This window comes from Mycobacterium sp. (assembly GCF_046330795.1).
Classification (GTDB): Bacteria; Actinomycetota; Actinomycetes; order Mycobacteriales; family Mycobacteriaceae; genus Mycobacterium.
Genome location: NZ_JAXLSA010000004.1, coordinates 181,531 through 208,208, shown reverse-complemented (window position 1 = coordinate 208,208; position 26,678 = coordinate 181,531). Strand labels below are relative to the sequence as shown.

The 26,678-nt window shown below is 68.9% G+C and carries 21 protein-coding genes; 15 read left to right on the top strand and 6 right to left on the bottom strand.

Annotated features, from left to right (window positions below; all coding sequences use genetic code 11):
* Nucleotides 1–108 precede the first annotated feature (108 nt).
* The 15 genes from U0R18_RS15460 to U0R18_RS15390 all read left to right on the top strand — a co-directional run bounded on the left by U0R18_RS15460 (nt 109) and on the right by U0R18_RS15390 (nt 19,473).
* On the top strand, nt 109–921 hold the full coding sequence (locus U0R18_RS15460) for a helix-turn-helix transcriptional regulator (RefSeq protein ID WP_526369905.1): 813 nt from the start codon (nt 109–111) through the stop codon (nt 919–921).
* A 448-nt stretch (nt 922–1,369) separates the two neighbouring features.
* A complete protein-coding gene (locus U0R18_RS15455; protein ID WP_526369903.1) occupies nt 1,370–2,071 on the top strand; it encodes a helix-turn-helix transcriptional regulator in 702 nt (233 codons plus the stop codon).
* A 174-nt stretch (nt 2,072–2,245) separates the two neighbouring features.
* On the top strand, nt 2,246–3,565 hold the full coding sequence (locus U0R18_RS15450) for a UDP-glucose dehydrogenase family protein (protein WP_526369901.1): 1,320 nt from the start codon (nt 2,246–2,248) through the stop codon (nt 3,563–3,565).
* A 53-nt stretch (nt 3,566–3,618) separates the two neighbouring features.
* Nucleotides 3,619–4,566: a UDP-glucuronic acid decarboxylase family protein gene (locus U0R18_RS15445; RefSeq protein ID WP_526369899.1), complete on the top strand. Its 948-nt coding sequence runs from the start codon at nt 3,619–3,621 to the stop codon at nt 4,564–4,566.
* A complete protein-coding gene (locus U0R18_RS15440) occupies nt 4,563–6,092 on the top strand; it encodes a sugar transferase (protein WP_526369897.1) in 1,530 nt (509 codons plus the stop codon). The genes U0R18_RS15445 and U0R18_RS15440 overlap by 4 nt, the downstream gene beginning before the upstream one ends.
* A gap of 43 nt (nt 6,093–6,135) precedes the next feature.
* Entirely contained in the window at nt 6,136–7,119 is a 984-nt protein-coding gene (locus tag U0R18_RS15435) for an NAD-dependent epimerase/dehydratase family protein (RefSeq protein ID WP_526369895.1), read from the top strand.
* A 19-nt stretch (nt 7,120–7,138) separates the two neighbouring features.
* Nucleotides 7,139–8,599, top strand: a complete 1,461-nt coding sequence (locus tag U0R18_RS15430; protein ID WP_526369893.1) for a KamA family radical SAM protein — start codon at nt 7,139–7,141, stop codon at nt 8,597–8,599.
* Between the two features lie 26 nt (nt 8,600–8,625).
* Nucleotides 8,626–9,582 carry a hypothetical protein gene (locus U0R18_RS15425; protein WP_526369891.1) on the top strand — a complete coding sequence of 319 codons (957 nt, stop codon included), beginning with the start codon at nt 8,626–8,628 and terminating at the stop codon, nt 9,580–9,582.
* Complete coding sequence (locus U0R18_RS15420; protein WP_526369889.1) at nt 9,567–10,745, top strand: GNAT family N-acetyltransferase; 1,179 nt, start codon at nt 9,567–9,569, stop codon at nt 10,743–10,745. The genes U0R18_RS15425 and U0R18_RS15420 overlap by 16 nt, the downstream gene beginning before the upstream one ends.
* A gap of 80 nt (nt 10,746–10,825) precedes the next feature.
* Nucleotides 10,826–12,907, top strand: coding sequence for a heparinase II/III domain-containing protein (locus U0R18_RS15415; protein WP_526369887.1), 2,082 nt, complete (start codon nt 10,826–10,828; stop codon nt 12,905–12,907).
* Entirely contained in the window at nt 12,904–14,226 is a 1,323-nt protein-coding gene (locus tag U0R18_RS15410) for a nucleotide sugar dehydrogenase (RefSeq protein WP_526369884.1), read from the top strand. The genes U0R18_RS15415 and U0R18_RS15410 overlap by 4 nt, the downstream gene beginning before the upstream one ends.
* Nucleotides 14,227–14,230: 4 nt before the next feature.
* On the top strand, nt 14,231–15,751 hold the full coding sequence (locus U0R18_RS15405; protein WP_526369882.1) for an oligosaccharide flippase family protein: 1,521 nt from the start codon (nt 14,231–14,233) through the stop codon (nt 15,749–15,751).
* Between the two features lie 13 nt (nt 15,752–15,764).
* Complete coding sequence (locus U0R18_RS15400; protein ID WP_526369880.1) at nt 15,765–16,916, top strand: glycosyltransferase family 4 protein; 1,152 nt, start codon at nt 15,765–15,767, stop codon at nt 16,914–16,916.
* Nucleotides 16,917–16,925: 9 nt separating this feature from the next.
* Entirely contained in the window at nt 16,926–18,041 is a 1,116-nt protein-coding gene (locus U0R18_RS15395; RefSeq protein ID WP_526369878.1) for a polysaccharide deacetylase family protein, read from the top strand.
* Complete coding sequence (locus tag U0R18_RS15390) at nt 18,034–19,473, top strand: hypothetical protein (RefSeq protein WP_526369876.1); 1,440 nt, start codon at nt 18,034–18,036, stop codon at nt 19,471–19,473. The genes U0R18_RS15395 and U0R18_RS15390 overlap by 8 nt, the downstream gene beginning before the upstream one ends.
* On the opposite strand, the gene U0R18_RS15385 is transcribed toward U0R18_RS15390, so the two are convergent.
* From U0R18_RS15385 to U0R18_RS15360, 6 genes are read right to left on the bottom strand one after another with little or no spacing between them, the layout of a single operon-like run.
* The gene (locus U0R18_RS15385; protein ID WP_526369874.1) at nt 19,470–20,381 is read right to left on the bottom strand and encodes a heparin lyase I family protein; all 912 of its coding nucleotides are present in this window, start codon (nt 20,379–20,381) and stop codon (nt 19,470–19,472) included. The two genes, U0R18_RS15390 and U0R18_RS15385, sit on opposite strands and share 4 nt — an antisense overlap.
* On the bottom strand, nt 20,362–21,606 hold the full coding sequence (locus U0R18_RS15380; protein ID WP_526369872.1) for a glycosyltransferase family 4 protein: 1,245 nt from the start codon (nt 21,604–21,606) through the stop codon (nt 20,362–20,364). The genes U0R18_RS15385 and U0R18_RS15380 overlap by 20 nt, the downstream gene beginning before the upstream one ends.
* Nucleotides 21,603–22,760, bottom strand: a complete 1,158-nt coding sequence (locus U0R18_RS15375; protein WP_526369870.1) for a glycosyltransferase — start codon at nt 22,758–22,760, stop codon at nt 21,603–21,605. The genes U0R18_RS15380 and U0R18_RS15375 overlap by 4 nt, the downstream gene beginning before the upstream one ends.
* The gene (locus U0R18_RS15370) at nt 22,757–23,836 is read right to left on the bottom strand and encodes a glycosyltransferase family 4 protein (protein WP_526369868.1); all 1,080 of its coding nucleotides are present in this window, start codon (nt 23,834–23,836) and stop codon (nt 22,757–22,759) included. The genes U0R18_RS15375 and U0R18_RS15370 overlap by 4 nt, the downstream gene beginning before the upstream one ends.
* Nucleotides 23,829–25,334, bottom strand: a complete 1,506-nt coding sequence (locus U0R18_RS15365) for an O-antigen ligase family protein (protein ID WP_526369866.1) — start codon at nt 25,332–25,334, stop codon at nt 23,829–23,831. The genes U0R18_RS15370 and U0R18_RS15365 overlap by 8 nt, the downstream gene beginning before the upstream one ends.
* Nucleotides 25,331–26,662, bottom strand: coding sequence for a hypothetical protein (locus tag U0R18_RS15360; RefSeq protein WP_526369864.1), 1,332 nt, complete (start codon nt 26,660–26,662; stop codon nt 25,331–25,333). The genes U0R18_RS15365 and U0R18_RS15360 overlap by 4 nt, the downstream gene beginning before the upstream one ends.
* Nucleotides 26,663–26,678: the final 16 nt, after the last annotated feature.

Genomic DNA, 26,678 nt, shown 5'->3' with positions numbered 1-26,678 from the left:
GACGGGTCCGAGGACAATTCACGGTCGTTGTGGGTACAGGTACCCGTCCGGCGATCCAGCTCCGATGATGCATGGGCCGGGCCCACCGAGAAGGTGTTCCGGCGCGAGATGATTGATCGGGCCACGGTCCATGCGCCGGTGCAGTCGGACGTGTCCGCCGCCTACGGGGGACCGCGGTGGACCTATCACAACGGGGTGAACGAGACGGCGCCGCGGGAGCAACGCTCGCCGCTGGCCGATCTCCGGCTCCTGATCGTCGACGACTGCACCCTCCAGCGCGAGAACCTGGCCGCCGCGATCGCCGCCCACGGCCCCGCGCGGCCCAAGTCGGCGTGGGATCTCTCGTCGTTGGTCACCGCACTGAACGACGATTCGCCGAACCTGGTGCTCATCAATCTGGACACCCGGGACAGTGCGATGTTGGTGCAGGCCACCTTCGAGGTTCGGCCCGACATCCGCGTCATCGTTCTCGGGATGTCCGAGGACGATGAAACGCGGATCGTCGCGTGTGCCGAGGCCGGAGTCTCCGGCTACCACCTGCGCAGTGAATCGATCGACGACCTCATCGCGCTGATCGGCCGGGTGGCCAGCGGCGAGTCGCTGTGCTCGCCGCGGGTGTCGGCGATGTTGCTGCGCAGACTGTCCGCGCTGGCCGCGGATCGACAGCCGGCCGCAAAGGAATTGGTGCTGACCTCACGGGAGGCCCAGATCCTGCGGATGCTCGAGATGGGTCTGTCGAACCGGGATATCGCCGATCGTCTCTGCATCGCCGTGCACACGGTCAAGAACCATGTCCACAGCGTTCTGACCAAGCTCGGTGTCAACACCCGAGCGGAGGCGGCGGCGCAGTTCCGCACGATGAGGTTCAACGGGATCCGGCCGCCGGCACACGATTCCGCGATCGAGGGCACCCGGGCCTAGGCCGCCCCGACGTTCCCGGCCGGACAGAACTAGTCCTGCCGCGGTCGAGGTACCGAACATCACAGGGCTGTTTCCGGCCCGGAAATGCGCCGTGGTCCTAGGCACGGAACCGGTACGAAGATGGTTCCAACGGCCCATGTACGACAGGGCCGCACAGGGCCGATAGTGAAGCGATGGCGTTGGGGTCCGGCGCTTCGGGCGCATCCACCAGGGCACCGGCACGTCCACAGGGGTGGCGGGCCCGTGCTCGAAAGGTTCGGCTCTCCAGCCGAATTCGATCGGCCGGCACATCGGTGGACGGCGCCGCCGGTGGTTCCGCGGTCAGGTCGGGACGTTGATCACCGGCTGCCCCCGGCCGGGGGAACTGAGCGGCCGGCACGCACCTCGCCCGAACGGGGACCGCCGCGTACATCCGGCGTCGTCCGGCTCGCGGCGGTCGAACCCGCGGATGCGATCCCGACCGGTGGGCGAGGGCGAACCCGATCGGGCCGCGCGCAGCGGCCGGGTGCTGATCCTGGACGACTGCCGGCTGTTTCGTGAGTGTCTCGCCGGGACACTGGAATTCAGCGGCACGCCGGAACCCGCAGTCGCCTGGGATCTGCCCTCGCTGGTCCAGGTGCTCAGGGAGGCCGACGTGGGCGTCGTCCTGCTGAGCATGACCACCCACGGCAGTCACCTACTGCTACGGGCGACGATGGACATCGATCCGACCATGCGGGTGATCGTGCTGGGCGTGTCCGAGGACGATGAGACGGGCATCGTGGCGTGTGCCGAGGCCGGGGTGGTCGGGTACCACATGCGCAGCGATTCGTTCGACGATCTCGTGGTTCTGATGCACAAGGTGGTGGCCGGGGAGATCTGCTGCCCGCCATCGGTGGCGGCGATCCTGTTGCAGCGGTTGCTGACACTGACCTCCCAGCCCCCGGCAGTGGTGCAGGATCTGGCTCTCACGGCCCGGGAGGTCCAGATCCTCGGGATGCTGGAACTAGGTCGGTCGAACCGCGATATCGCGGAGCGCCTCGACATCGCCGTGCATACCGTGAAGAACCACGTGCACAGCCTGTTGGCCAAGCTCGGAGTGACCACCCGCGCCCAGGCGGCGGCCATGTGGCGGACCTATCGCTCCGATCGCGGAACGGACTGGAGCTAGTCCTCGGACTAGTCAAAATTGGCTCCGATGGCCCATGTACGCAACAGTTGCCGCCGCCGATAGTGAGATGGTGAATCAGAGGCCGGCTTGCTGCGACGACCTGCCCGCAACGGTGAATCCGATTGTGGCAGTGCAAAAGTCGATGAAGGCCGAATCAGATCTGGGGGGGCTCGGATGAAGGTCGCGGTGATCGGGGCGGGCTATCTGGGGACGACGCACGCCGCGGGAATGGCACAACTCGGCCACGACGTGGTCGCCGTCGACATCGACGCCGACAAGGTGGCCAAGCTGCAGTCCGGCGTGGTTCCGTTCTTCGAGCCCGAACTCGAGGAGGTCGTGCAGGACGGACTGGCCGCCGGCCGACTGCGGTTCACCGAGTCCTACACCGAGGCTGCCGAATTCGCCGATGTGCACTTCCTGGTGGTCGGCACCCCGCAGAACAAGCGGGACTGCAGCGCCGACATGTCCTACATCGACGCGGCGATCGACGCGCTGTGCCCGCACCTGGACCGCCCGACGCTGATCGTCGGGAAGTCGACGGTACCGGTGGGAACCGCGCAACGGCTGGCGGAGCGGGCCCGCGGCATCGCTCCGGCCGGGGACGGGGTGGAGCTGGCCTGGAATCCGGAGTTCCTCCGGGAGGGCCTCGCGCTGCAGGACACCCTGCACCCGGACCGCATCGTGGTCGGTGTCGAGGACCGGCCGGACTCCCGCTCGGAGAGTCTGCTGCGCGCGTTGTACGCCCCGTTGCTCGACTGCGGCACACCGTTTCTGGTCACCACCCTCGAGACAGCGGAGCTGGTCAAGGTCGCGGCCAATGCGTTCCTGGCCACCAAGATCTCGTTCATCAACGCGATCGCCGAGGTGTGCGAGGTCACCTCGGCGAACATCGCGACCCTGGCCGATGCGATCGGCTACGACAACCGGATCGGGCGCCGATTCCTGGACGCCGGCCTGGGATTCGGCGGGGGATGTCTGTCGAAGGACATTCGCGGGTTCGTCACGCGGGCAACGGAACTGGGGGTCGGTGACTCGCTGAACTTCCTCCGCGAGATCGACGACCTCAATTGCCGCCGGCGGGCCCGCATCGTGGACATCACCCGGGATGCGTGCGGATCGCTGGCCGGTGCGCGGGTGGGAATCCTGGGCGCGGCGTTCAAACCCAACACCGACGACATCCGTGACTCGCCCGCGCTGGACGTCGCGAACCGGATCCAGTCGGAGGGAGCGGAGGTCAGCGTGTTCGACCCGAAGGCCATGGACAACGCGCGAAAGGCTTTCCCCACGCTCAACTATGCGTTCTCGGCCGCCGACGCATGCACCGGGGTCGACGCGGTCCTGGTCCTGACCGAGTGGGACGAGTTCCGGAACCTGCGGCCCGAGGACCTCGCGGACGTCACGAGATCCAACCACGTCATCGACGCACGCAACTGCCTGGAGCCGGGTGCCTGGCGGGCCGCGGGCTGGACCTATCGCGGCTTCGGGCGTCAGTGACACGGAGCCGGTGAGACACACGGGCGACACCAACCACACAACAGGGGAGACCGATGAGAATTCTCGTCACCGGGGGAGCCGGATTTCTTGGATCCCATCTGTGCGAACTGTTCCTGGCGCGCGGCGACACGGTCGTGTGCCTGGACGATCTGTCGAGCGGACGCCGGTCGAACATCGAGCCCCTGACCTCCTCGTCGCGGTTCACCTTCGTCGAGGCCTGCGTGCTCGACCCGATCGACGTCGAGGGTGAGTTCGAGGGTGTCGTGCACCTGGCCAGCCCGGCGTCGCCGCGGCTCTATCTGATGAAGCCGATCTTCACCCTGCGCACCGGCGCGGAGGGCACGCGCAATGTGCTCGAATTCGCCCGCGCGAAATCGGCCCGGTTCATCCTGGCGTCCACCAGTGAGGTCTACGGCGAGCCGCTGATCCATCCGCAGTCCGAGACCTATTGGGGCAACGTCAATCCGGCCGGACCCAGGAGTGTTTACGACGAGGCCAAACGCTATGCGGAGGCGTTGACCACCACGTACCGCACCACGTACGGCGTGGACACCGGCATCGTCCGGATCTTCAACACGTACGGCCCGCGGATGCGGCCCGACGACGGGCGGGTGGTGTCCAGCTTCATCGACCAGGCCCTGCGGCGCGCGCCGCTGACGGTCTTCGGCGACGGCCGTCAGACCAGGAGCCTGTGTTACGTGGACGACCTGGTACGGGGTATCGCGGCGATGCTCGGCTCCCGCGAGGCCGGCCCGATCAACCTCGGGAATCCGGTGGAACTTCGGGTCCGCGAGATCGCGGAACTCGTACGGGTGCTGACCGGTTCCACCTCACGGATCGAACTGCACCCGCTGCCGCAGGACGACCCGACACGCCGCCGGCCCGACATCACGCTGGCCCGCGAACGGCTCGGCTGGTCACCCCGCGTCGCGGTTCGCGAAGGGGTCGCCCGGACGATCGCCTGGCACCAGCAGGCCCTCAAGGAAGCCCTGGCGTCGTGACGACCATCGGCGGCGAGCACCTTCGCACCGGACCGGGAATGCGGATTCCCCAGCCGGAGAGCATGATCCGGGCCCAGGGGCCGTCGCGGCACGTCCTGGACCGCCTGCGCTGGCAGCGCCGGTACACCGCGATCCTGCTGACCGCGGACATCGCGGTGGTCTGTGGCGCGGTGTTGCTCGCGCAGTTCATCCGGTTCGGTGAGGATTCCCTGACGTCCGGGCCCGAGGACCATTACGCGACGGTGTATTCGGTGCTGATCGCCACGCTGTGGCTGACCGTGCTGGCCGGATTCCACGCTCGCTCGGCGAAGGTCGTCGGCCGGGGGATCGAGGAGTACCGGCGCGTCGTGCAGGGCAGCCTGTGGACGTTCGTGATCATCGCGCTGGCCGAACTGCTCTTCAAGCTCGAGCTCGCGCGGGGTTACCTCGCGGTGGCGCTGCCGGCCGGCATCTTCGGACTGTTGCTGAGCAGGTCGCTGGTGCGCAGACACGTCGCGCGCGAACGGATCAACGGCGGCTACCGGACCGCGGTGCTCGCGGTGGGAAGGCTGGGCGCCGTCGAGCGGCTCGCGGACGAATTCGACCGGAATCCGAAGGACGGCATGGTGGTCGTCGGCGCGTGCGTGCCGGGCTGCGATCCATCCGACCCGTTCCGCACGGTGGTGTCGCCCCGCGGGATACCCGTCATCGGCGACGAATCGGCCATCCTGGAGGCGGTCGACACCTGCAGCGCCGACACCGTCGCGATCGTCGGCACCGATCATCTCGACGTCCACGACATCCGCACGCTCACCTGGAAACTCGAACCCACGGATGTCAATCTTGTCGTCTCACCGGGTGTGCTGGACATCGCGGTCTCGCGGATGGCGGTGCTGCCGGTCGCCGGACTGCCGCTGCTGCAGATCGGGCGGCCGCAGTACCGCGACGCACGACGGTTCCAGAAGCGGGCCTTCGACTTCTGCTTCGCCCTGGCCGCACTCATGGGAACGCTGCCGATCCTGGTCATCGCCGCCATCGCGATCAAACTGAACAGCCGCGGACCGGTCTTCTACTCGTCCCAGCGGATCGGCCTCGACGGCCGGCAGTTCGGGATGCTGAAACTGCGCACCATGGTGCCGGACGCGGACAAGATGCTGGACGGACTGCTGGACAGCAACGAGTGCGACGGGCAGCTGTTCAAGATCCGCAACGATCCGCGCGTCACGCCGGTGGGCCGGGTGTTGCGGCGCTTCAGCATCGACGAGCTGCCGCAGTTCATCAACGTGCTGCGCCAGGAGATGAGCGTGGTCGGGCCGCGCCCGCTGTTCGAGGTCGAGGCGGACCGATTCGACGATGACTTCGGGCACCGGCTGCTGGTCAAACCCGGGATCACCGGACTGTGGCAGATCAGCGGGAGATCCGATCTCGCCTGGGCCGATGCGCTCCGGCTGGATCTCTCCTACGTCGACAACTGTTCGATGACATCGGATCTGGTGATCATCGCGAAGACAATCCGGTCGGTGTTCGAGCGTAGGGGGGCCTACTGACCATGGCCGGCAGCAACCCCGTCGAGGACAGGAGTGACACGTCGTGCGTACATTGATAACCGGCGCAGCCGGATTCATCGGATCCACCCTGGTGGATCGGCTGTTGGCCGAGGGCCATGATGTGGTCGGGATCGACAACCTGAGCACCGGCCGGATCGCGAATCTCGCGGAAGCGTTCTGCTGCAACAGGAATCGGCGGGGTCGATTCACCTATCTGCAGAACGACATTCAGGCGCCCGAACTCACCGACATCGTCGCGGGCACCAATCCGGACGTGATCTTCCATCTGGCCGCGCAGGTCGATCTGCGGGCGTCGGTGTCCGATCCGCTGTTCGACGCCCGGTGCAACGTGCTCGGGACCATCAACGTCCTGGAAGCCGCGCGACGGTCCGGGGTCCGGCGGCTCGTCTACGCCGCCTCGGGCGGCTCACGGTACGGAGCGCCCACCCGGCTCCCCGTGGACGAGACCACGAGGCTGGGCCCGTTGTCGCCGTATGCCGCCGCCAAGGTGGCCGGCGAGATGTACATCGGCGCGTACGCGGGGATGTACGGGATCGCGCCGATCTGCCTGGGTCTGGCCAATGTGTATGGGCCGCGGCAGAATCCGCACGGTGAGGCCGGCGTGATCGCGATCTTCGCCAGCCGGATGCTCGCCGGCCGGCCGGTGACGGTGTTCGGCGACGGGACCGCCGCACGTGATTACGTCTACGTCGATGACGTGGTCGACGCCTTCGTCCGGGCCGGCCGGGCCCCCCTGACGACGGTGGGGACCTACAACATCGGCACCGGGCGGCAGGCGACGGTCACCGAGGTGCACGAGCTGATCGCCGCGTTCCTCGGCGAGGTCCCGCCACCCTGCTACGCCGAGGCGCGTACCGGTGAATTGCAGGCGATCGCCCTGGATGCCACGCGCGCGCAACGGGAACTCGGGTGGCTGCCGGAGATCCATCTGGCCGAGGGGATCCAGCGCACCATGGAGTGGCTGCGCGCGATCCTCGACCCCGAACCCGCACTGCTCGAAGCGTGAACCCGGTGAGGACGGACTCATGACACACCACTTGCGGGAGCGGCCGGGGACCCGGCGCGGGGTCGATGCGGCGCCCACCGACCAGCCCTATTCCTATGCGCGCAAAGAACTGTCGGAACCCGACTGGCGCCGCTTCCCGGGCTGGGCGGCGGTCACCGACGCCGAATGGCGGGACCCGCAATGGCAGCGGGCGCACTCGGTGAAGAACATCCGGCAACTGCGCGCGGTCATGGGCGACCTGCTCGACGACCGGTTCTACGCCGATCTGGCCGCCGATCAGGAACAGCGGGCGACCATGTCGATGTTGTTGCCGCCCCAGATGCTCAACACCATGGTCCCGGATCACACGCCGCAGCGCAGCGATCACACCGAGGCCTTCTACGCCGACCCGATCAGGCGCTACATGCTCCCGGTGCTCAGCGACCGCGAGCCGGAATGGTGTTCGCACCCCTATGCGGAGCGGGATTCGTTGCACGAGAGCGATATGTGGGTGGTCGAGGGACTGACGCATCGCTACCCGACCAAGGTGCTCGTCGAGCTGCTGTCCACCTGCCCGCAGTATTGCGGCCACTGCACCCGGATGGATCTGATCGGCAACTCGACGCCGACGGTCGACAAGGCGAAACTGGTCCTGCAACCGGTGGATCGGCAGACGCGAACGCTGGAGTATCTGCGCGCCACCCCGACGGTGCGCGACGTGGTGGTCTCCGGCGGAGATGTGGCCAATGTCCCGTGGCCGCGGCTGGAAGCATTCCTGACCCAGCTGCTCGAGATCGACACCATTCGCGATATCCGGCTCGCGACAAAGGCATTGGCGTCACTGCCGCAGCACTGGCTGCAGCCCAAGGTGGTCGACGGGGTCCACCGGGTGGCTCGGATCGCCGCGGCGCGCGGGGTCAACCTGGCCCTGCACACGCATGTCAACCACGTGAACTCGGTGACACCGCTGGTCGCTGCGGCCGCGCGGGCGCTGCTCGACGTTGGCCTGCGCGACGTGCGCAACCAGGGGGTGTTGATGCGCGGGGTCAATGCCACCGCGGAGGATCTGCTGGACCTGTGCTTCGCGCTGCAGGGCGAGGCCAACATCCTGCCCTACTACTTCTACATGTGCGACATGATCCCCAACGCCGAACACTGGCGTACGTCGCTCGCGGAGTCGCAGGAATTGCAGCTGGCGATCCTGGGCTACCTGCCCGGATTCGCGACGCCCCGAATCGTGTGCGACGTGCCGTTCGTCGGCAAGCGGTGGGTGCACCAGGTGGAACGGTACGACCGGGAGTTGGGCGTTTCGTACTGGAGCAAGAACTACCGGACGGTGCTCGACGGGTCGGACTCCGACGCACTCGACCGCGTCCACCCGTTCTACGACCCGATCGACAGCCTGCCGGCCTCCGGTCAGTCGTGGTGGCGGAAGAACGCCGGGACCAACTGTGGGACAAGGCATCCCATCGACAATCAACGAGTTGTGCTGCCCGCCTGAGCGCGGGTGGACGGGGGTCGGTAGCGGTGGACGAAGAACACCACGAGGCACACGGGCGGCCGCAGTCGCGCCACGGCGGCGCACCGCAGGCCCCGTCCGTCGCACTCACGGCCGTGCTGCGGCCCAAGCGGACGCGGCTGACCGCGGAGGCCAGCCCGATCACGGACGAGGATGTTGCCGCGGTGGCGGAATTCCTGCGGACCAATCTCAACGACCGGGTGCCGTGGACGCTGGCGTGCGCGACGGTCCCGTGGAAGATCGATGCGCCCAACCACGGGTTCATGCTCCGCGACGGGAACCGGGTGGTGGGCGTGCTGTTGGCGCTGTACTCCGAACGGCTGGTCGCGGGACGGCGCGAGCGGTTCTGCAACATGGGATCGTGGTGTGTCGGACCCGACTACCGGTCCGGCAGCCTGTTGCTCCTCAGAGCGCTCCTGGCACAGGAGAACTACCACTTCACGGTCCTCACGGCCGACGTCGGTCCCCAGGAGATCCTGGCCTGGTCCGGATTCCGCCCCCTGGACACGTCCGCGGTCCTGATTCCCAACCTGCCGTGGCCCACCCGGCCGGGCCGGACGCGGGTCAGTGCCGACCCGGAGGTCATCGAGCGGACGCTGACCGGGGCGGTGCTCGAGCTCTACCACGATCACGAGCGGGCCCTGGCCGCCAATCATCTCGTCCTGATCCGCGACGCGGAGTCCTGTTATGTGGTGTATCGCGAATCCGAATACCGCAACAAGCCGATCGCCCTGATCCTGTACGTCAGCAACCCGGACGTGTTCCACGCCGCCCTGGCGCCGTTGACCCGCCATCTGCTGTTCCGTCGGCGCCTGCTGGCGACCATGGCGGAGTTGCACGTGGTCGGACGCGCACCGTGGCTCGGGGTCAATGTGCACAGCTCGCCCAGGATGTATCGCAGTGCGGCACTGGGGCCGGAGCACTTCGACTATCTCTACAGCGAGCTCACGTGCGTGCCGTGGTAGCCGGGCGACTGTTCCCGCGCGACGACATCGCCGCCCACGGCGGGCCGGCGGGGTGCCGGGACATCACCTTCCGCGTCGAGCCGATGGGTCCGCTGGCCGAACTCGAACGCGACTGGCGCCGGCTCGAAGCCGATGCCGCGCCGTCGTTCTTCCTGTCGTGGAACTGGATCGGCACGCTGCTGGAGACCATCCCGCCGGAGGTGGCTCCGCGGCTGCTGCGCGGCACGGTGGGCGACCGGACGGTGGCCCTCGGTGTGCTGGGCGATGCGTCGATCCGCCGGCACCGGGTGGTCCGGGCGCGCCGCTGGGTACTCAACGCCACCGGCGATCCCGAGTTCGACTGCGTGCACCTCGAGCACAACGGGTTGCTGGCCGCCCCGCAGGCCGGCTGGGCCGGGCTGCTCGATGCGTTCGCGAACACGGCGGGCGTCGACGAGATCGGCCTGCCCGGGGTCGCCGCACCGCCCCCGGTGGCTCTGGTGGAGCAGCGCGGGCTGCTCCGGCACGAGACCCCGGAGCTGTCGTTCGCGGTCGACCTCGGCGCGCTGGACGACAGCGGCGGTGACGTCGCCGCGATCCTGAGCCGGAACTCGCGCTCGCAGTTCCGGCGTGCCCTGCACCGGCTCGAACCCGCGCGACTCGAGGCGGCCACGAGCCCGGCCGAGGCGATCGACTTCTTCCGGACCCTCAAGGAACTGCACGTGCCCTGGTGGGAGCGGCGGGGGCTGCCGCACGCGTTCGTCCACGACTTCTTCGAGCACTTCCATGAACGGCTCATCGAGCGCGGGTTCGCCGAGGGCGCCATCGAGCTGCTGCGGCTGCGCAGCGCCGACCGGACCCTCGGGGTCCTGTACAACTTCCGCCGGGGCTCCCAGGTGTACGCCTACCAGAGCGGGTTCGTCCAGCCCTCGGAGCACGAACGTCCCGGCGTCGTGGCCCATGCACTCGCGATCCGGCGGGCCTGGCAGCAGGGGGCCCGGGTCTACGACTTCATGGCCGGTGAGAACCAGCTCAAACGCAGCTTCGGGAACCGGATCCAGACGCTGTCGTGGACGGTGGTGCAGAAGCCCCGGTTGCGTTTTCGGGCCGAACGGCTGGCCCTCGGCGGCATGCGCCGGACGATTCCGCCGCACCAGACCGGCCCGGGGAGTGGTCCGCGATGACGCGGGCATCCCGGATCGGCTGGTATGCGGGCCGCGCGGCGGCGATGTCACCGCGGGAGATAGCTTGGCGCGCAAGATGTATGGGCGATGTGCTGTTGCACCGTGACGGACTGCGCGAGCGGTCGGACGACGGGATTCGCTCCGACTGGCCCAGCATGCTCGAGCGGTTCCGCGCCGGCGACGGCCGGGCGGTGCTGCTCGACCGTGACCGTGCCCGCCGGGTCGCCGACGAACAGCCGGCGCAGATGGCCCAACTGATCGCCGAGGCCGACGGGATCCTGGCCGGCGAACGGGAATTCTTCGGCTATCCCCGGGTGAATGTCGGTGCACGGCCCGACTGGAACCTGGATCCGTTCACCGAATACCGTTGGCCGGCAGCCCCGGCCGGCCGGATCGATCCGCGGGTGGCGACCAGTGACCCGAAGTGGATCTGGGAACTGAACCGGCTCCAGCACCTGCCCGCGCTGGCGCAGGCGTGGCTGGTGAGCGGCGAATCACGGTATGCCGACGGCGCGTTCGACCACCTCGACTCGTGGCTGGAGCAGAACCCGCCCGGTACCGGAATCGCCTGGCGGGGCGCCTTCGAGGCGGGCATCCGGGCGATCTCGGTGGCAGTCGCCCTGCAGGGTCTGCGGGACGCGCCCGGCATGACCGTGCAGCGATACCGCCGGACCGCCCGGCTGCTGGACGCGAGCGCCCGCTACTGCTGGCGCGCGCGGTCCCGCTACAGCTCAGCCAACAACCATCTGGTGGGTGAGCTCGCGGGGTTGATCGCCGTACATCTGATTCTTCCCGAACTCGACGCGCCCGCCACCTTGTGCAGGAGCGCACTCGACGCACTCGCCGGCGAGGCGCAGCGGCAGATCCTGCCCGATGGCGCCGGAGCCGAGCAGTCGGTCTCCTATCAGATGTTCACCGCCGAGCTGCTGGCGATCGTGGTCCTGCTCCTGCGGCTGCACGGGGAACGGGTCCCTCGGGAGCTCACCTCGGCGCTGGGACGCAGCTCCAAATACCTTGTCTCGTTGGTGGGTTCGGCGGACCCGGATCCGCGCTACGGAGACGACGACGACGGATTCGGGCTGCGGCTCGGCGCCGAACCGAAACGCACGGTGCGCGACCACCTGGGGATCATGGCGGCCATCACCGGCGATACCGTCGTGGGCAGCCATGGCCGGGCCACACTCACCTCCGCGTGGATCTCGGCGGCGCTGGGTGGTTCCGTCCCGGAGGTGGGCGCCGACGGTCCTGGGGGTGGAGCACCGGGTAGCCTCTTTGCGCCGCACGGCGGGCTCGTGGTGCTGCGAACCACCGCCCGTCGGCTGACCATGGACGTCGGCCCGTTGGGTTACCTGTCGACCGCGGCACACGGGCACGCCGACGCACTGGCGGTAACGCTCAGCGACGGGTACGACGAATTGATCGTTGATCCGGGAACCGGGAGCTACTACGGAAACCCGGCCTGGCGCAGTGCTTTCCGGGGCACCCGGGCGCACGCCACGGTCTGCGTGGACGACACCGACCAGTCCGAGATGGGCGGGCCGTTCTACTGGCGACGCCAGGCCACCACCACGGTCCACGCGGTGGACCTCGAACGCGGCATCGTCGATGCCGAGCACGACGGCTATCGCCGACTCGATGACCCCGTGGTGCACCGCCGGTTGCTGATCGCCGCGCCCGGCGGCGTCACGACGGTGGTGGTCGACCTGCTCGACGGACGATCGGTGCACGACGTGACGGTGTCGTGGCCGCTGCATCCGGATCTGGACGTCGTACCCGCCGACGACGGGCACCTGGCCGTCCGGGATGGTCGGCCCGTACTCCAGCTATGTTATGCCGCAACGGTTCCCATCCAGGTCGAACAGCGCCGAGCGGACTGCCGGTCCCACCTCGGCTGGCTGTCGGATCGACTGGAGGCCAGGAAGCCGGCCTGGCTGCTCGGCGCGCACGCCCGGACCGCGCTGCCGTTGGCGATGCTGTCCGTGCTCCGCAACCCCGATGCGGGCGAGATCGCGCTGCCGGACGTCATCCGGGACGGCGCGACCCTCACCGTCAGCTGGTCCGAGTGCGGACTCCGGCGTGGCCTGAAGATCGATCTCGCCGGTGCGGGTTCGGTGGCCGATATTCCCTTGTTGTCGCCCGTGAGGTTGGTGAGCGAATCATGAACAGCATCAGCGTTTTCGGTCTCGGCTACGTCGGCTGTGTGAGCGCTGCGTGCCTGGCCTCGCGCGGCCACCGGGTGGTCGGCGTGGACGTGAACCCCGACAAGATGTCGGCCCTGCGGCAGGGGACGTCGCCGATCGTCGAGGCGGAGATCGGCGACCTCACCGCGGCGGTGGTCGCCGCCGGCAACCTGGTGGTCACCCCCGACGCACACGAGGCCGTCCTGGCGACCGACGTCTCACTGATCTGTGTCGGGACCCCGTCGGCGGCCGGTGGGGCGCTGTTGACCCGGTACCTCGAAGAGGTGACCGCCGAGATCGGGGCGGCGCTGCGGGACAAGGACGGCTGGCACGTCGTGGTGTACCGCAGCACCATGGTGCCCGGAACCTGCGAAGGGCTGCTGATCCCGCTGCTGGAGGATGCTTCGGGTAAACGCGCGGGGGTGGACTTCGGGGTGTGCGTCAACCCGGAGTTCCTGCGAGAGGGGACCAGCGTGCGCGACTTCCTGGATCCGCCCAAAACTGTTGTCGGGGGTACTGATTCACGCAGCATCGAGACGGTGTTCGGGCTCTACGCGGGGTTGCCCGGGCCGTGCTTCCCGGTGGCCGTCAAGGTCGCCGAGATGACCAAGTACGTCGACAACAGCTTCCATGCGGTGAAGATCGGATTCGCCAACGAGATCGGCGCCATCTGCGCCGCCCTCGGCCTGGACTCGCACGCCGTCATGGATGTGTTCATGTCCGACACGAAACTCAACATCAGCCCCGCCTACCTGCGCCCGGGGTTCGCCTTCGGCGGGTCGTGCCTGCCCAAGGATCTGCGGGCGCTGACCCACACCGCGCGCAGCAACGACATCGACACGCCGCTGCTGGCGAATGTGCTGGCCTCCAACGAGGTCCGGCTGCGGCACGCCGTCGATCTGGTGATCGCCGACGGGCGGCGCAAGGTCGGCATCTTCGGGCTGTCCTTCAAACCGGGCACCGACGATCTACGGGAGAGCCCGATGCTCGAGCTCGCGGAGCGGCTGATCGGCAAGGGCTTCGACGTCAAGATCCACGACGCGAACGTCATCGTGTCACGGCTGATCGGCGCCAACCGCAGCTACATCGATGAGCGGCTGCCGCACATCGGCGAGCTTCTGGTGGACGACGTCGATGCCGTTGTCGCACATGGTGAAGTGCTGATCGTCGCATCGCGTGCCCCCGAGGTGCTGGACGCGCTGTCGCGCGCCGGGTCGGAGCGGTTGATCATCGACCTGGTGCGGCTGCCCGACGCCGGGCAGCGCCGCGAGACCGCGAACTATCAGGGCATCGGCTGGTGATCCGATGACGTCGGCCGAGCTGAGCGCCGAGGCGGGTGGCCTCAGTGGCGTGGTCAAGCGGGGGGTCGGATACTCCGCCGTCGGCGTGGCAGTCTGCCAGCTGGTCGTTGTCGTCCAGACGATCGTGCTGGGCCGGCTGCTGGGACCCGCGGAGGTGGGTGTCTACACGGCGGGGTCGGTGCTGACGGGCTTCCTGCTGGTGTTCTCGCAGGGCACCCTCGCGCAGGCGCTCATGCATCGCGGTGAGGACATCGAGGATGCCGCCAACACGGTCCTGGTGGTGACGTTCGGGACGGGCCTGTTGCTGGGGGTCGGGGTGCTGATCGCCTCGCCGTTGATCGGCGAGCTCTTCCACAGCGCCCGGGCCGGGCAGATCTCGGCGGCGACCTCGGGGCTGATGCTGCTGTATCTATGCCTGAGCGTTCCAGAGGCACTGATGCAGCGCGCATTTCGATTCAAGCAACGGATGATCATCCAGCCCGCGGCCAAGATCGCGTTCGCCGGGGTGTCGATCGTGTTCGCGGTGTGGGGGTTCGGTGCGTGGTCGATGGTCATCGGTTCCTACGCATCGATCATCACCTTGCTGGTGCTGAGCTGGTCGATGGCGAGATGGCGGCCGTTCCGGGGGCGCTTCTCGGTCCGACTGTGGCGCGAGATGGCGAAGTTCTCGCTGCCGTTGGTGCTCGAGCACATGGCCGACAGCATCCGGGACACCTTCCAGCAGGTGCTGCTCGGCCGTCGGCTCGGCACCGCCGACCTGGGCCAGTACCGCTACGGGTACCAGATGGCCGGGATGCCGGCCATGGCCATCGTCGAGATCTTCGGGTATCTGTTGTTCCCGGCGTTCGCACGGCTTTCCGCCGACGCGGCCCGACTGCGGGACGCGTTCCTGCGCGCACTCGGCTGGACCTGGTTCGCCGTGCTGCCCCTGGGCGCCATCCTCGTCGTGGCCAGCCGGCCGGTGGCGGTTCTGCTGCTGGGCGAGCAGTGGCGCCCGGCCGGGACGGCGGCCATGGCGATGTCGGGCATGACCGTGGGTGCGGCGCTGCATGCGCTCGGCGCGACGGTGATGAAGGGTGCCGGCCGGTCGTCGCTGGTGAACTGGCTCAGCGTGGTGGGCCTGGCGCTGCACCTGCCGCTCATCGTGGTGCTGCTGCGGTTCGGCCTCGTCGGCGTCGGCGTCGGCCTGTCGATCACCTACGTCGTCGGCGGTGTCGTGAGCGTGCTGATCGCGCGATCGGTGGTCCGCGCGTCCCTGCGCGAAATATTCAGCTGTGTTGCGCCCTCGACGATTTCGGTGCTCGCGGCCTTCGCCGTGGTGTTCCCGCTGGAACACGTCCTGGTCAGGTCGGACCGACTGGTCGAACCCGTCGGCCTGGGATCGATCTTCGTCGAATGCCTGATCTTCGGGCTGCTCTACCTCGGTGCGCTGCGACTGTTGTCGCCGCAGCGGTTTCGAGCGGTCCGCGGTTTCGCCGAGCGTGCCGTGCGCAGGCTGACGAGCGCGGCTCGCCGGCGGACGTGAGTGGGGGATCGACATGGGGCTGAAAGTGCTGATGATCGGGACGTATCCGGTGCAGCCGGGTGTCGTGCGCGGTGGGGTCGAGTCTGCCACCAGCGCACTGGTGCCCGCCCTGGCACGACGCGACGACATCGACAGCGTCACGGTACTGCGCTTCCATCACGGCGAGGCGCCGACGGCGTACCGGCGCGAGACGCCGAAGGTCCAGGTGTTCTATGTGCGCGGTCAATACCGGTGGCGGATGACCACCCGCGCGTATCTGGATGTGCGCAAGGCGCGCAAGCTGATCGCGGAGCTGAAACCCGACGTGGTGCACGGCCAGGAGATCGGGCTGAACAGCGACATCGCCGCGCGCTGCAGCCGCAACTGCGTGGTGACCGTACACGGGATCACCTACGTCGAGACCCATCTCTATCATCGGGCGAGCCTGCGGAACACCCTGCGGGCCAAGCTCATCCACGATGTCGCACGGCGCGTGCTGCGTCGGGCCAAGGTTGTCATCTCGATCTCCGGGTACGACGCGCGGGAGCTCTCGGGCATGACCCGGGGAGCCCGGGTGAGCATCGCCAATCCGACCGCCGCGGAGTTCTTCGCACTCGCGCCTTCGGCGCCCACGGGCCCGCGGCTGTTGTTCGCCGGCGGCCTCATCCCGTTGAAGAACCCGCTCGGGCTGGTCAACGCATTCGCCGAGGCGCACCATAGGTTTCCCGATGCCCGGCTGGCACTGGTCGGTCCACAGCCGGACGGGGAGTACCTGACCCTGCTGCGGGACCGGGTGGCGACGCTGGGACTGACCGACTGTGTCGACTTCGTCGGAATGGTGGACAACGAGCGGATGTTGCGCGAGATCGCAGCCGCGCGTGCCGTCGTGCTGTTCTCCCGGCAGGAGAATGCGCCGACCATCATCGCGCAGGCGATGGCGGCGGGAAAGCCCGTGGTGGCCAGCCGCGTCGGCGGCGTGGCCGAGATGGTGGACGACGGTGCGACGGGATTCCTGGTGGAGTCCGAGGACGAGGCCGCGCTGGCCGACCGGCTCGCGCGGGTCCTGGATGACGAACCCCTGTGCGGGCGGATGGGCCGTCGGGCCCATGAGGTCGCCTCGGCGCGGTTCGCGCCCGACGCGATCGCCGAGCTGACCGTCCGGGCATATCAGACAGCTCTGAATTAGGAGGCCGACATGTTCATCGAGCCAGTGCAGCAGTGGAATCCGCCCGTGGGGGCCAAGGAGACGGCCGCCCGGATCCTGTGTGCCATCGGGGTTCCCGCGTTCGCGCGATGGCGCAACTCCCGACGGCTCGCGATCCTGATGTACCACGGCGTGGAGGCGGAACCCGTCCGGCCGCGCTGTAGCTACGTTCTCGATGTTGCGACCCTGCGGCAGCAGCTGACGTACGTCCGCCGGCACTTCAACGTGCTGCCGATCGAAGAGGCCCTGCGGCGGCTCCGTGCTGGCACGCTACCCCGTCGTGCGGCCGTGCTGACCTTCGACGACGGGACCCGCAACCTCGCGACCCACGCCGCGCCGGTGCTGCGCGAGCTGGGCCTGCCCGCCGCGGTGTTCCTGGCGACGGGGCCGATGGGAACCGGTGAATCGCTCTGGCCCGACCGCCTCTGGCTGGCGTTCGCCCGGACACAGGTACCCGAGGTCGACCTGACCGCCATCGGGCTGGGGAAACGGCCCCTGCGAATCCCGGCCGACCGCAAGGAGACTCGCGAGGAAGCGGTGCAGTACTTCAAGCAGCTCCCCGACCCGGAGCGAATTGCCGGGGTCGACTGGCTGGTCGGTCTGCTCGGCCCCGAGCTCGATGCGTACGGGAGTCCGTTCGAGATGCTCGGCTGGGACGATGCGCGGGAGCTCGCCGGCGACGGACGCGTCTCGCTCTACCCGCACACCGTCACACATCCGATCCTGGCGAACTGTTCGGACGAGAAGGTCGATTACGAGATCACCGAGTCGTGCCGGACGATCCAGCGCGAAACAGGCAGCGCCCCCGCGGTCTTCGCCTATCCCAACGGCGGCGCGGAAGACTTCGACGGGCGCGCCAGGGCGGCGCTGTGGCGCAACGGAGTGCGCTGGGCGCTGTCGACCACGAACGGGTTCGCGGGTCGCGACTCCGATCCACTCGCACTGCCCCGCATCGGGATCGCGAGCCAGCACGCCTTTGCGTTGTTCCGGCTCAAGGTCTCCGGTTTCGAACTGCGGCGCAATCCGCTGCGCCGGACCAGGCCGGCGCGACCGGTCACGCCGGCACGGCCGGGCGCCGCGGCGATGGCGGCGAACGCACATGCCTGAGCGCTCCGGCGCTCTGCGTACGCGGGCGGCCCCCGGCCCGGCCCGAACCGCCTGGCGCATCGGCGGCACCGGCTGTGCGGTGCTGGTCGGCCTCGTCGTGGTCCTGAGCCGGCTGCCCTTCCTCGGGCGTGGCTACGGGAGCGATCCCGACGCGTGGCGGGCCATTTCGGCGGCCCGGCACCTCCTGGAGACGGGCCGGTACGTGCCGTCCCGGGTGCCCGGTTACCCGCTGCCGGAGTATTTCGACGCACTCATGCTCCGCGTCGGTGCCGGCTCAGCGCTGGGGATCGGCCTGGTGTCGGCGCTGCTGTCCGGGGTCGCGGCGGCGCTGTTCGTCCTCCTGCTGATGCCCCTGGGCCGAGCCCGTGCGGTGGCCGGTGCGCTGGCGCTGTCGTTCACGCCCGTGGTGTACGTCGCCGGGCTGGGTGCCATGGACTACCTCTGGGGGCTGACATTCTTCCTGGCGGCCACGCTGTGCACGGTGTCGCGCCGGGCGGGGCTCGCGGCCCTCTTCCTGGGTCTGGCCGCAGCCTCCCGGCCGAGCTACGCGCTGGCGATCATCCCGCTGGGCCTGCTGTGCGTCGACTTCGAGCCGGCGCAACTACGGCTGGCGCTGCCCAGACGGCGACTCTTCGTGCTGGCCGCGGGGTCGGGGCTGATCGCGCTGGCGTTCTTCCTGCCCGCGTTCGCCACGGTCGGCGTCCAGGTGCCCCGGGCGTACGGCGGTTGGGAACACGTCGTCGTCAACAGTTCCGTGGGCCTGTTCGGCGCCGCCGGGCTGCTCGGGGTCGGCTGGGCCGTGGTCTCCGCCTGGCGGGGGCGCCGCCATCCCGTCCCGCTGTCCGACGGCCTCGGGGGCAACCTCGACCGCTGGGCCGTCACGGTCCTGATCGTCTACGGCCTGCTGTTCGTCCGACTGCCCGACGAGGCGTCCTATCTCCTGCCTGTGCTACCCGGCCTGTACTGGCTGCTGTGCCGGTACGCGCGGGACATCGCACTCTGGGTGCTGACAGCGGCATTGTTGTTGTCCTGCTTCGTCTTCTCGGTCAACCGGGACTCCGGTGCGGTGGGTATGACCCTGCGCGGCCCCGTCCTGCACGAGATCGGGACACAGGAGGACCGGGACTGCGTGGCGAACGTCGTGCAGCGGAAGCTGGCGGCCTCGCCCGACGGGCTCGACCTGGTGATCGCGGGTGCGAGCCGCCCCCAGTTGCTCGTCGAACTGGGGGCGCCGCTGTCCGACCGGGTGCTCTACACGGTGCGGCCCGGGGCCGACGGGACCCTGGTCGACACGGAAGGGGTGGTGGTTCCCCGGAACGCCCGGCTGTTGTTGCTGGACCGGGCCGCCGATCAGCAGTCCGAACTGTGGCAGATCCCCGAAGGCCTTGTCGCAGTCCTGGATTCGGGCGACGAGTGCGGCGATCAGGACTAGAGGGCCGCCTGGGTCGGTGCGCACCGGAAACCGGCGTGGTACACGACACCCGTCGGCGCGATCCCGTTCTGCCGGTAGTAGCCCTCCTTGTAGTAGACGGAGGGAGCCGGTCCGCCGGGTACCAGTGTGCGCACCCGGTAGGTCTGTGAGCCGTCGGTGAACTGCTGACGAACTCCGTTGTGCCACAACTCCACGAACCCGACCGAGTCCGACGCCGACCAACCGATCTGCATCTGGACGTCGTGCCAGGTGCCCGGGGCCAGGGGAGTGTTGAACAGCGCGATCTGACCGATCGAGTCACCTGCCGAGGACTGCCGGTCGGCGAGCAGCGTCCACTGCCCGTCCTGGTGGCTGACGCTCCAGTTGAGCGGCGGTGTGCTGAAATTCGATCCGCCGTGCCACTGATTGGTCAGACCCCAGCCCAGACTCGCGTGGTCGTCGGGGAAGGACGGATCGAACTTGGTGGCCAGCCGATACCAGCGGACCTGACCCTCCACCCCACCGGAGCTGTCGCCGCCGCTCACTTCCGAACGTTCACCGCCGCCGAACGGTGCCACGTCGCCGGTACGGACCTCGAACCGGGCCGCGTGACCGGTCTGGGCGTCCGGCACGACGCCGGCCGAATACGAACCCGGGAACGCGCTGCCCTCGCCGTTGTATCCCTTGCACTGGACCCACCACTGACTGAAATCGCCTGTGCTGTAATCGCCGTCGAAGGATTCCAGGCTGGTGGGCCGGACCCCCGCGGAGGTGACCGCCGGTGGCGTGCCGGCCGTCGGCCTGGCGGCACAGCTGCCGACGATGCCGGTGGCCAGCGCGAGCGACATGCGCGCGAAGTCGCGACGCCCCAGCCGGGGACCCGATTCGCCGGCATCGGAATGCGGATGGCTAGACGTGGTCTCGGACACGGTGACTCCTTGTTGATCCCGTCGTCGGTGCTGCGGGCCTGCCGAGCAACTTCTCGTAGAACGAGACGAGGGCCCGCCGGGAGATATCCCAGGAGAGTTCCTCGGTGAGCCGGCGGTACCCCGCATCGCCCATCTGCCGGCGCCGTGCCGGATCGTTCAGCAGTTCGTCGATCGCCCGCGCGAAGGCGAGGCCGTCGTTGGGCCGGACATACACGGCCGCACTGCCGGCCGACACGCGGGCCTCGGTGAGTTCGAAGGACACCATCGGGCGTCCCATGGCCATGTATTCCACCACTTTGTTCATCGTCGACACGTCGTTGACCGGGTTCAGCGGATCCGGCGACAGGCACACGTCCGCGGTGGACAGGCAGCGCTGCACGAACTCGTCGGTCACCCGGCCGGGAAACTCGGCGATGTCGGCGAGACCGAGTTGCTCGGCGAGCGCGACGAGTTCGTCGTAGCGGTCGCCGGAACCCATGAAGATGCAATGGAAATCGTCGCGTCCGATCTCGTCTCGCAACAGCGCCAACGCCCGCACCGCGTGGTCGACCCCGTCACAGGCCCCCATCACGCCCAGGTAGGCCAGCAGGTGCGGCTTGCCGCGACGCAGGCTGTCGTCCGGATCGCGCCGGACGAAGCGGCCGATGTCGGGTGCGCTGCGGACGACGACCACCCGGTCGGCGGGCATCTTCCCCCGCTCGATCGCCACCCGACGATAGCTCTCGTTGGTCGAGATCGCCGCGGTGGCGGAGGCGAAGGTGAGTCGTTCGGCAATTCTGGTCAGCCAGTAGAGGATTCGCCCCGCGCCGGGGAAGCGGGACAGGAACATCTCGGGGAACATGTCGTGGTGGTCGAAGACGAACCGGGCGCCCGTGGGTCGTAGCGCCAGCGCGACGAGGAACAGCAGGTCGGGCGGGTTGCAGGCCTGGACGACATCGACCCGCTCATGCCGGCGCACCCGGATCGCGAGACGCAGCGTGTGGAACAACGCCTGGGTGTACTCGAACAGGTAACCGAGCGGCCCGCCCGTCGCCGCGCGCAACGGGTAGCGCAGGATCCGGATGCCGTCGATCGTGGTTTCCCGCTCCCGGTCCTGGCCGGCGCCGACGGGACAAATGACGGTGACCGTGAATCCCGCGGCGGTCAGCGCCCGGGCCTCCTGCCAGACCCGGCGGTCGAACGGCACCGACAGGTTCTCGACGAGAATCAGAATGTGACGACTCATCCGCTACTCCGAACGCTCGAAAGACGTTGGCCCGCGACTACTTCCTCGATGGCATGCTGGGCCGCACGGACGCTGTGCTCCAGACTGAACTGGGTCTGCACCCGGTCGCGGGCTGCGCGACCCATGCGCTGTGCGAGCCCCGGGTTCGACAGGACCTCGAGGAGGCGGGCGGCCAGCCGCTCGGGATCCCCGGGCGGCACCAGGAAACCGGTTTCCCCGTCGACGATCATCTCGGGGATTCCCCCGACCGCGGTGCAGACCGCGGGCCGCGCACACGCCATGGCCTCGAGCAGGGCGATGGAGAAGCATTCCACCGTCACCGAACTCAGCGCGAAGACGTCGATCGCACGCAGCAGCCGCCCGACATCGCGGCGCACACCGGTGAAGTGGACGTTCGCCGAGATCCCCAGTTCCGCGCTGAGCTGCTCCAGCGCGCCGCGTCGCGCGCCGTCGCCGATGACCAGGAACCGCGCCCCCGGCAGCTCCCGGACCACGAGCCGGGCCGCCCGCAGAAAGGTGTCGTGATCCTTGATCGGGCTGAGCTCGGCGAGGATGCCGACCACCTGGTCGGCGTCCGCCCAGCCCAGTTCGGCCAGTACCTCCCGGTCGGTGCCGACCTCGAACAGGGCCGGGTCCACCCCGTTGTGGATGATGCGGATCCGGTCGCCCGGGTAGCCGAGATCGTCCGTCAGGTAGCGCCGTTGGGCCTCGGCGACACCGAAGTAGGCGCTGGTCCGGCCCGTCAGGGCACGGTCGACCGCGGTGCGAATCATGCTGCGGGGCTTGGGGTCACCGATATTGTGCGCCCACAGGATGGTGTGCCCGACGCCCGCCGCGCGGGCCGCGACGCGGCCCAGGATCTCCGCGTTGTATCCCCGCACCACCACCACGTCGGGCCGGTCCCTGCGCATGATCGCGATCAGTTCGGCCAGCGCGCGGGCCGCCCGCCACTTGCCCCCGAGATGCAGTGCGCGGGCGTCGATCCCGGCCGCGCGCAGGTCCTCGAAGAGCTCGCCCTCCTTGCCGATGCACACCACGGACGCGGCGAACCGGTCCGGGTCCAACCGCGGCAGCAGGGTGGTCACGTGCCGCTCGGCACCGCCGACCCGGAGATCCGGGACGACGAACAGGAGCCGGATGGGGTGCCCGTTCATCGGGCCACTTCGCGGTAGAGCGCGTCGAGGCGGGCCGCGACGGCGTCGACGTCGAACCGGGCCGCCGCCCGCGCGTGCGCGGCCGCACCGCGGGAGGCACGCAATTCGCGGTCCCAGATCACCTGTCGCAGAGCCGCTTCGATCGCCTCGGTATCCTCGGGTGGGATCAGGACCCCGCACCCGTCGCCGATCATCTCGGGGATCCCGCCGACCTCGGTGGCGACCACACACACGCCCCGGGCCATCGCCTCCAGGATCGCCATCGGCTGCCCCTCGTTGCGCGACGGCAGCACCAGCACGTGGGCCTGGTCGAGCAGCTTGGCGACCTCCGGCTCCGACAGCCAGCTGTGGACCTCCACGTCGTCGAGGCCGAGGTCCCGGATGCGCCGGCGGGCCCGGTCCACCTCACCGTCCCCGGCCAGGGTCAAGGTGGCCGCCGTCCGGACGCCGGTGCCGAACGCCGGGTCGGCGGCCAGCGCCGCCCACGCGTCGAGCAGCCGGAACGTGCCCTTGTGTTCGCCGATACGGCCGAGGAACACCACGGAGACCGGCTCGCCGGGCTCCGGCTGCGGCGCTCGTGGCCCCACCCGAATTGCGTTGGGGATGGCGATGATCCGCGCCGTCGGCGCGATCTCGCGGATCCGGTCCGACCACACCTCGCCGAGCGCGACGAACGCACTGGTCCCGCGCAGGGTCGCGCGGATCACCGCCCGGAACGCCCGGGGTGAGGTGGCGTAGAACTCCGGGAAGGCCGAGCCGTGCATGTGCATCACGACGGGCACCCGGGCCGGCCGGCTGATCCAGAACAGTGCCGCCTTACGGACGAAACTGCCCCGTGCGCTGGCATGCAGGTGTACGACGTGGGGACGGAACCGGATGAGCTCGATCACGAAGAGCACCGCGCCGCGCGCGAACGTGCCGATCTTCTCCGCCGTGGAACCGTCCCCGTGGGTGACCACGTGCCGGACGTTCCAGTCCGTCCACATGGGCGTCTGCTGCATCGCGCGGACGTAGCTGGCGATGCCGCCCCGGGTCTGCGTGCTGGTGGCCACCCACAGGGCCCGGCGCTCAGACATGGTGCAGCACCGTCGGTCGAGGAATGCCGCCCGCGCCGGCCGGGGTTCGGCTGGTTCGGTCCGCCCCGCCGATCGCGATTCCGATGAGCAGGAAGATGACCGTGATCGCGAACTCGAAGAACCTGAGGTCGACCGTCATTCCGGCGCTGATCAGGATGGCCATCGCCATCATCGCGAGGACGGCCAGCGGCTTACCACACAGGTCGGCATCCGGGAGGGTGCGGTACGCGCGCCACACCCCGATGGCGGCGAGCGCCAGCACACAGATCCATGCCGTGAGCCCGACGATGCCCAACTCGGCCAGGATCGCCAGCTCGTTCTGGTGCGAGACCTCGCCGTAGCCGAGGCTGAACGCGGTGTCGACGCTCCACTGCTGATGGTGGTAGGTGTTGACGGACTGGAACCGGCCGATACCCCAGCCCTCCAACGGCTTTCGCTCGAATGCCCAGAACGCGGTCCGGATGTCGTTGAGCCGGGAATCGACCTCGTTGAGCGACCCCACGCCGCCGGCCTCCCGGTCGGCGCTGGTGAACGTGGACCAGTTGGCCGCAACGGTGGTGATCACCAGGAGCAGGGCCACGACGAACCCGGTGCGGTATCCCGTGGCCAGCAGCGCCCCGATGAGCAGGACCGCCAGCGCGCCGAGCCAGGCCGCACGCGTATGGGTTTCGTAGACGCCGATTCCGGAGGCGATACCGATCACCAGCGCGGTGCGTCGCTGCCAGGCGGGTTCGTCGCGCCGGGCGGCCAACAGCATCGCGATCGCGACGCCGAGCGCCAGGACCATCCCGTTGACCACGGGCTGGTTGAAGATGCCGACGGCCCGGCCGGCCCAGCCCGGCGTCTGGATCTCGACGATGTACCGCGGCCAGACCCAGTCGGCCAACCCGACCGACGGCATGATGCTGACCACGGCGGAGAACGCCGCCAACGCCAGGATCGCCCAGAGCAGTGTGCGCACCGCCGATCTCCGGTCGAAGGCGTACCGGCCGACGAGGTACATCGCGAACGGGATCAGTGAGCCCATGACGATGAGACGGGTCACCGAAAGCCGCTCGCCGACAACGGGATCTGCCGCGACATACTGGTGCGGGGTGAACATCGAGTACACGTTCCACGTGAGGTAGGCGACCATCGCCCAGCCGACCGAACCCAGGCCACGCAACCGATCCGGGGTGCGGTCCATCCACAGCACCGTCGAGACCGCCACCCCGGCGAACGCGATCAGGAACAGCTCGACGGGAAGTCCGACCGCCGCACGGATCGGCAACCGGAGGAACATCGTCACCAGCAGCAGGACGGTCGCCAGGACCGGATTGATCAGGGCGCATACTCCGATGGCCAGCGCAACCATCCCGGCCGCCAGGATCAGGATGGACGTCGAACCCATCAGCGGCATGGCGGCAACGGCGACCACGACCCCGGTCCCGATGACGGCGGCGGGCAGCCGGGACGCACGGGGCCCCCGGTGTGCGCCCGCGGTCGCCAGTGCGGTCATCCGCCCTTCCTCCCCTCGACCAGCACCGCGCCGAGCAGCACCGCGTGCGTGTCGGCCAGCGACTCGACCGCCGCGGTGACATCACCGGCGCGCGTGTTGCGTCCGTCGACGACGACGATGGTGAGATCCGCTGCCGCACATATCGGTTGGGTGTCAACGGTGTCGACGATCGACGGCGCCACCACCACGATCACGTCGGCCTCCGCGCGCAGCTCGTCGAACACGGCGGCAATCCGGTCACGGCTGACCAGCGGGTAGCGATCGGTGACGGCCGAGCCCGAGTACATGATCTTCAACGACTCGACGGTGCCGGCCTGCAGGGCGCTGCTCACCACGTTGCGGTCGGCGAGGGCTTCGTTGAAGCCGATTCGGGCGGTGCGCAGCGGTGCGTCGTTGCCGGTGTGCACCAGTACCGTGGAGTTTCCCTGTTCGGCCGACAACCTGGCCAATGCCGCGGCGAGTTCCCGCGCGGCACTGGCACCGCGGGTGTCGGTGAGCGCCACGACCGTCGACTTCGGCAGGTCCTGCAGGCTGACCATGTTGGCCAGCATGCGCAACCGGTCCTCGCGCAGACTGTCCTGCTTCATCGAACCGCCGGCGGGCACCTCGATCAACGGTTTGATGCCGGTCTTCTCCAGGAGTTCCGTCGAGTTGGAGAGCCGTCTCGACATGGTCGCCAGACCGAGGGCGGCGAGCACGCCGAGCACCAGGCCCCCCAGGGCCCGCGCCGCGAACTGGAACGCCAGCTTGGGCGATTCCTGGGTGACGCCCGCGCGCAGTTGAAGTTCCTGGAGCTGGTCGGTCGAATCGGAGCGCAGGGTGTTCAGCTGCTGCTGGACGACGGGCACCAGCGGATTCATGAAGCCGTCGGGCCCGGGCTTGGTCATCAGCACGTCGAGCTCGGCCTGCCTGTCCTGGATGGCCTTGTCGATCCGCCGCTGCCGGACCGCGTTGATGTCGTCCCGGAACGCTTCGGCGACGTCCTGGGCCGCGTTCTGCGCCACGTTCGGATCCGTTGCCGCCGCCGCCACGGTCACGATCGGGCTCGCCCCGACCATCCGGCCCTCGACGGTCACCTCCTTGGGGATGTTGCGGGCAGCCTTGAGCCGGGCGATCGTCGCGGGCTCGTTCAACAGGCTGGCGTAGCCGACGGCCATCGCCGCGTCCTCGACGGGACTTCGGCCCGGTGACGCGAGCACGAGCGTCGACGTCGCCTCGTACATGGGCTTGTTGTTCGTCAGCAGCTGCACACCGGACAGCGTCGCCAGGGTCGCGATGACCACTACCACCCACCAGCGTCGACGGACCTGGTCGATCCGGCGTCGCACAATCGGATTCATTCCC

What these genes read in the sequence shown, in the direction of transcription:
- U0R18_RS15460 (WP_526369905.1), top strand. Translation starts at nt 109, where the DNA reads ATGATTGATCGGGCCACGGTCCATGCGCCGGTGCAGTCGGACGTGTCC.
- U0R18_RS15455 (WP_526369903.1), top strand. Translation starts at nt 1,370, where the DNA reads ATGCGATCCCGACCGGTGGGCGAGGGCGAACCCGATCGGGCCGCGCGC.
- U0R18_RS15450 (WP_526369901.1), top strand. Translation starts at nt 2,246, where the DNA reads ATGAAGGTCGCGGTGATCGGGGCGGGCTATCTGGGGACGACGCACGCC.
- U0R18_RS15445 (WP_526369899.1), top strand. Translation starts at nt 3,619, where the DNA reads ATGAGAATTCTCGTCACCGGGGGAGCCGGATTTCTTGGATCCCATCTG.
- U0R18_RS15430 (WP_526369893.1), top strand. Translation starts at nt 7,139, where the DNA reads ATGACACACCACTTGCGGGAGCGGCCGGGGACCCGGCGCGGGGTCGAT.
- U0R18_RS15415 (WP_526369887.1), top strand. Translation starts at nt 10,826, where the DNA reads ATGGGCGATGTGCTGTTGCACCGTGACGGACTGCGCGAGCGGTCGGAC.
- U0R18_RS15410 (WP_526369884.1), top strand. Translation starts at nt 12,904, where the DNA reads ATGAACAGCATCAGCGTTTTCGGTCTCGGCTACGTCGGCTGTGTGAGC.
- U0R18_RS15405 (WP_526369882.1), top strand. Translation starts at nt 14,231, where the DNA reads ATGACGTCGGCCGAGCTGAGCGCCGAGGCGGGTGGCCTCAGTGGCGTG.
- U0R18_RS15400 (WP_526369880.1), top strand. Translation starts at nt 15,765, where the DNA reads ATGGGGCTGAAAGTGCTGATGATCGGGACGTATCCGGTGCAGCCGGGT.
- U0R18_RS15395 (WP_526369878.1), top strand. Translation starts at nt 16,926, where the DNA reads ATGTTCATCGAGCCAGTGCAGCAGTGGAATCCGCCCGTGGGGGCCAAG.
- U0R18_RS15390 (WP_526369876.1), top strand. Translation starts at nt 18,034, where the DNA reads ATGCCTGAGCGCTCCGGCGCTCTGCGTACGCGGGCGGCCCCCGGCCCG.
- U0R18_RS15380 (WP_526369872.1), bottom strand. Translation starts at nt 21,606, where the DNA reads ATGAGTCGTCACATTCTGATTCTCGTCGAGAACCTGTCGGTGCCGTTC.
- U0R18_RS15375 (WP_526369870.1), bottom strand. Translation starts at nt 22,760, where the DNA reads ATGAACGGGCACCCCATCCGGCTCCTGTTCGTCGTCCCGGATCTCCGG.
- U0R18_RS15370 (WP_526369868.1), bottom strand. Translation starts at nt 23,836, where the DNA reads ATGTCTGAGCGCCGGGCCCTGTGGGTGGCCACCAGCACGCAGACCCGG.
- U0R18_RS15365 (WP_526369866.1), bottom strand. Translation starts at nt 25,334, where the DNA reads ATGACCGCACTGGCGACCGCGGGCGCACACCGGGGGCCCCGTGCGTCC.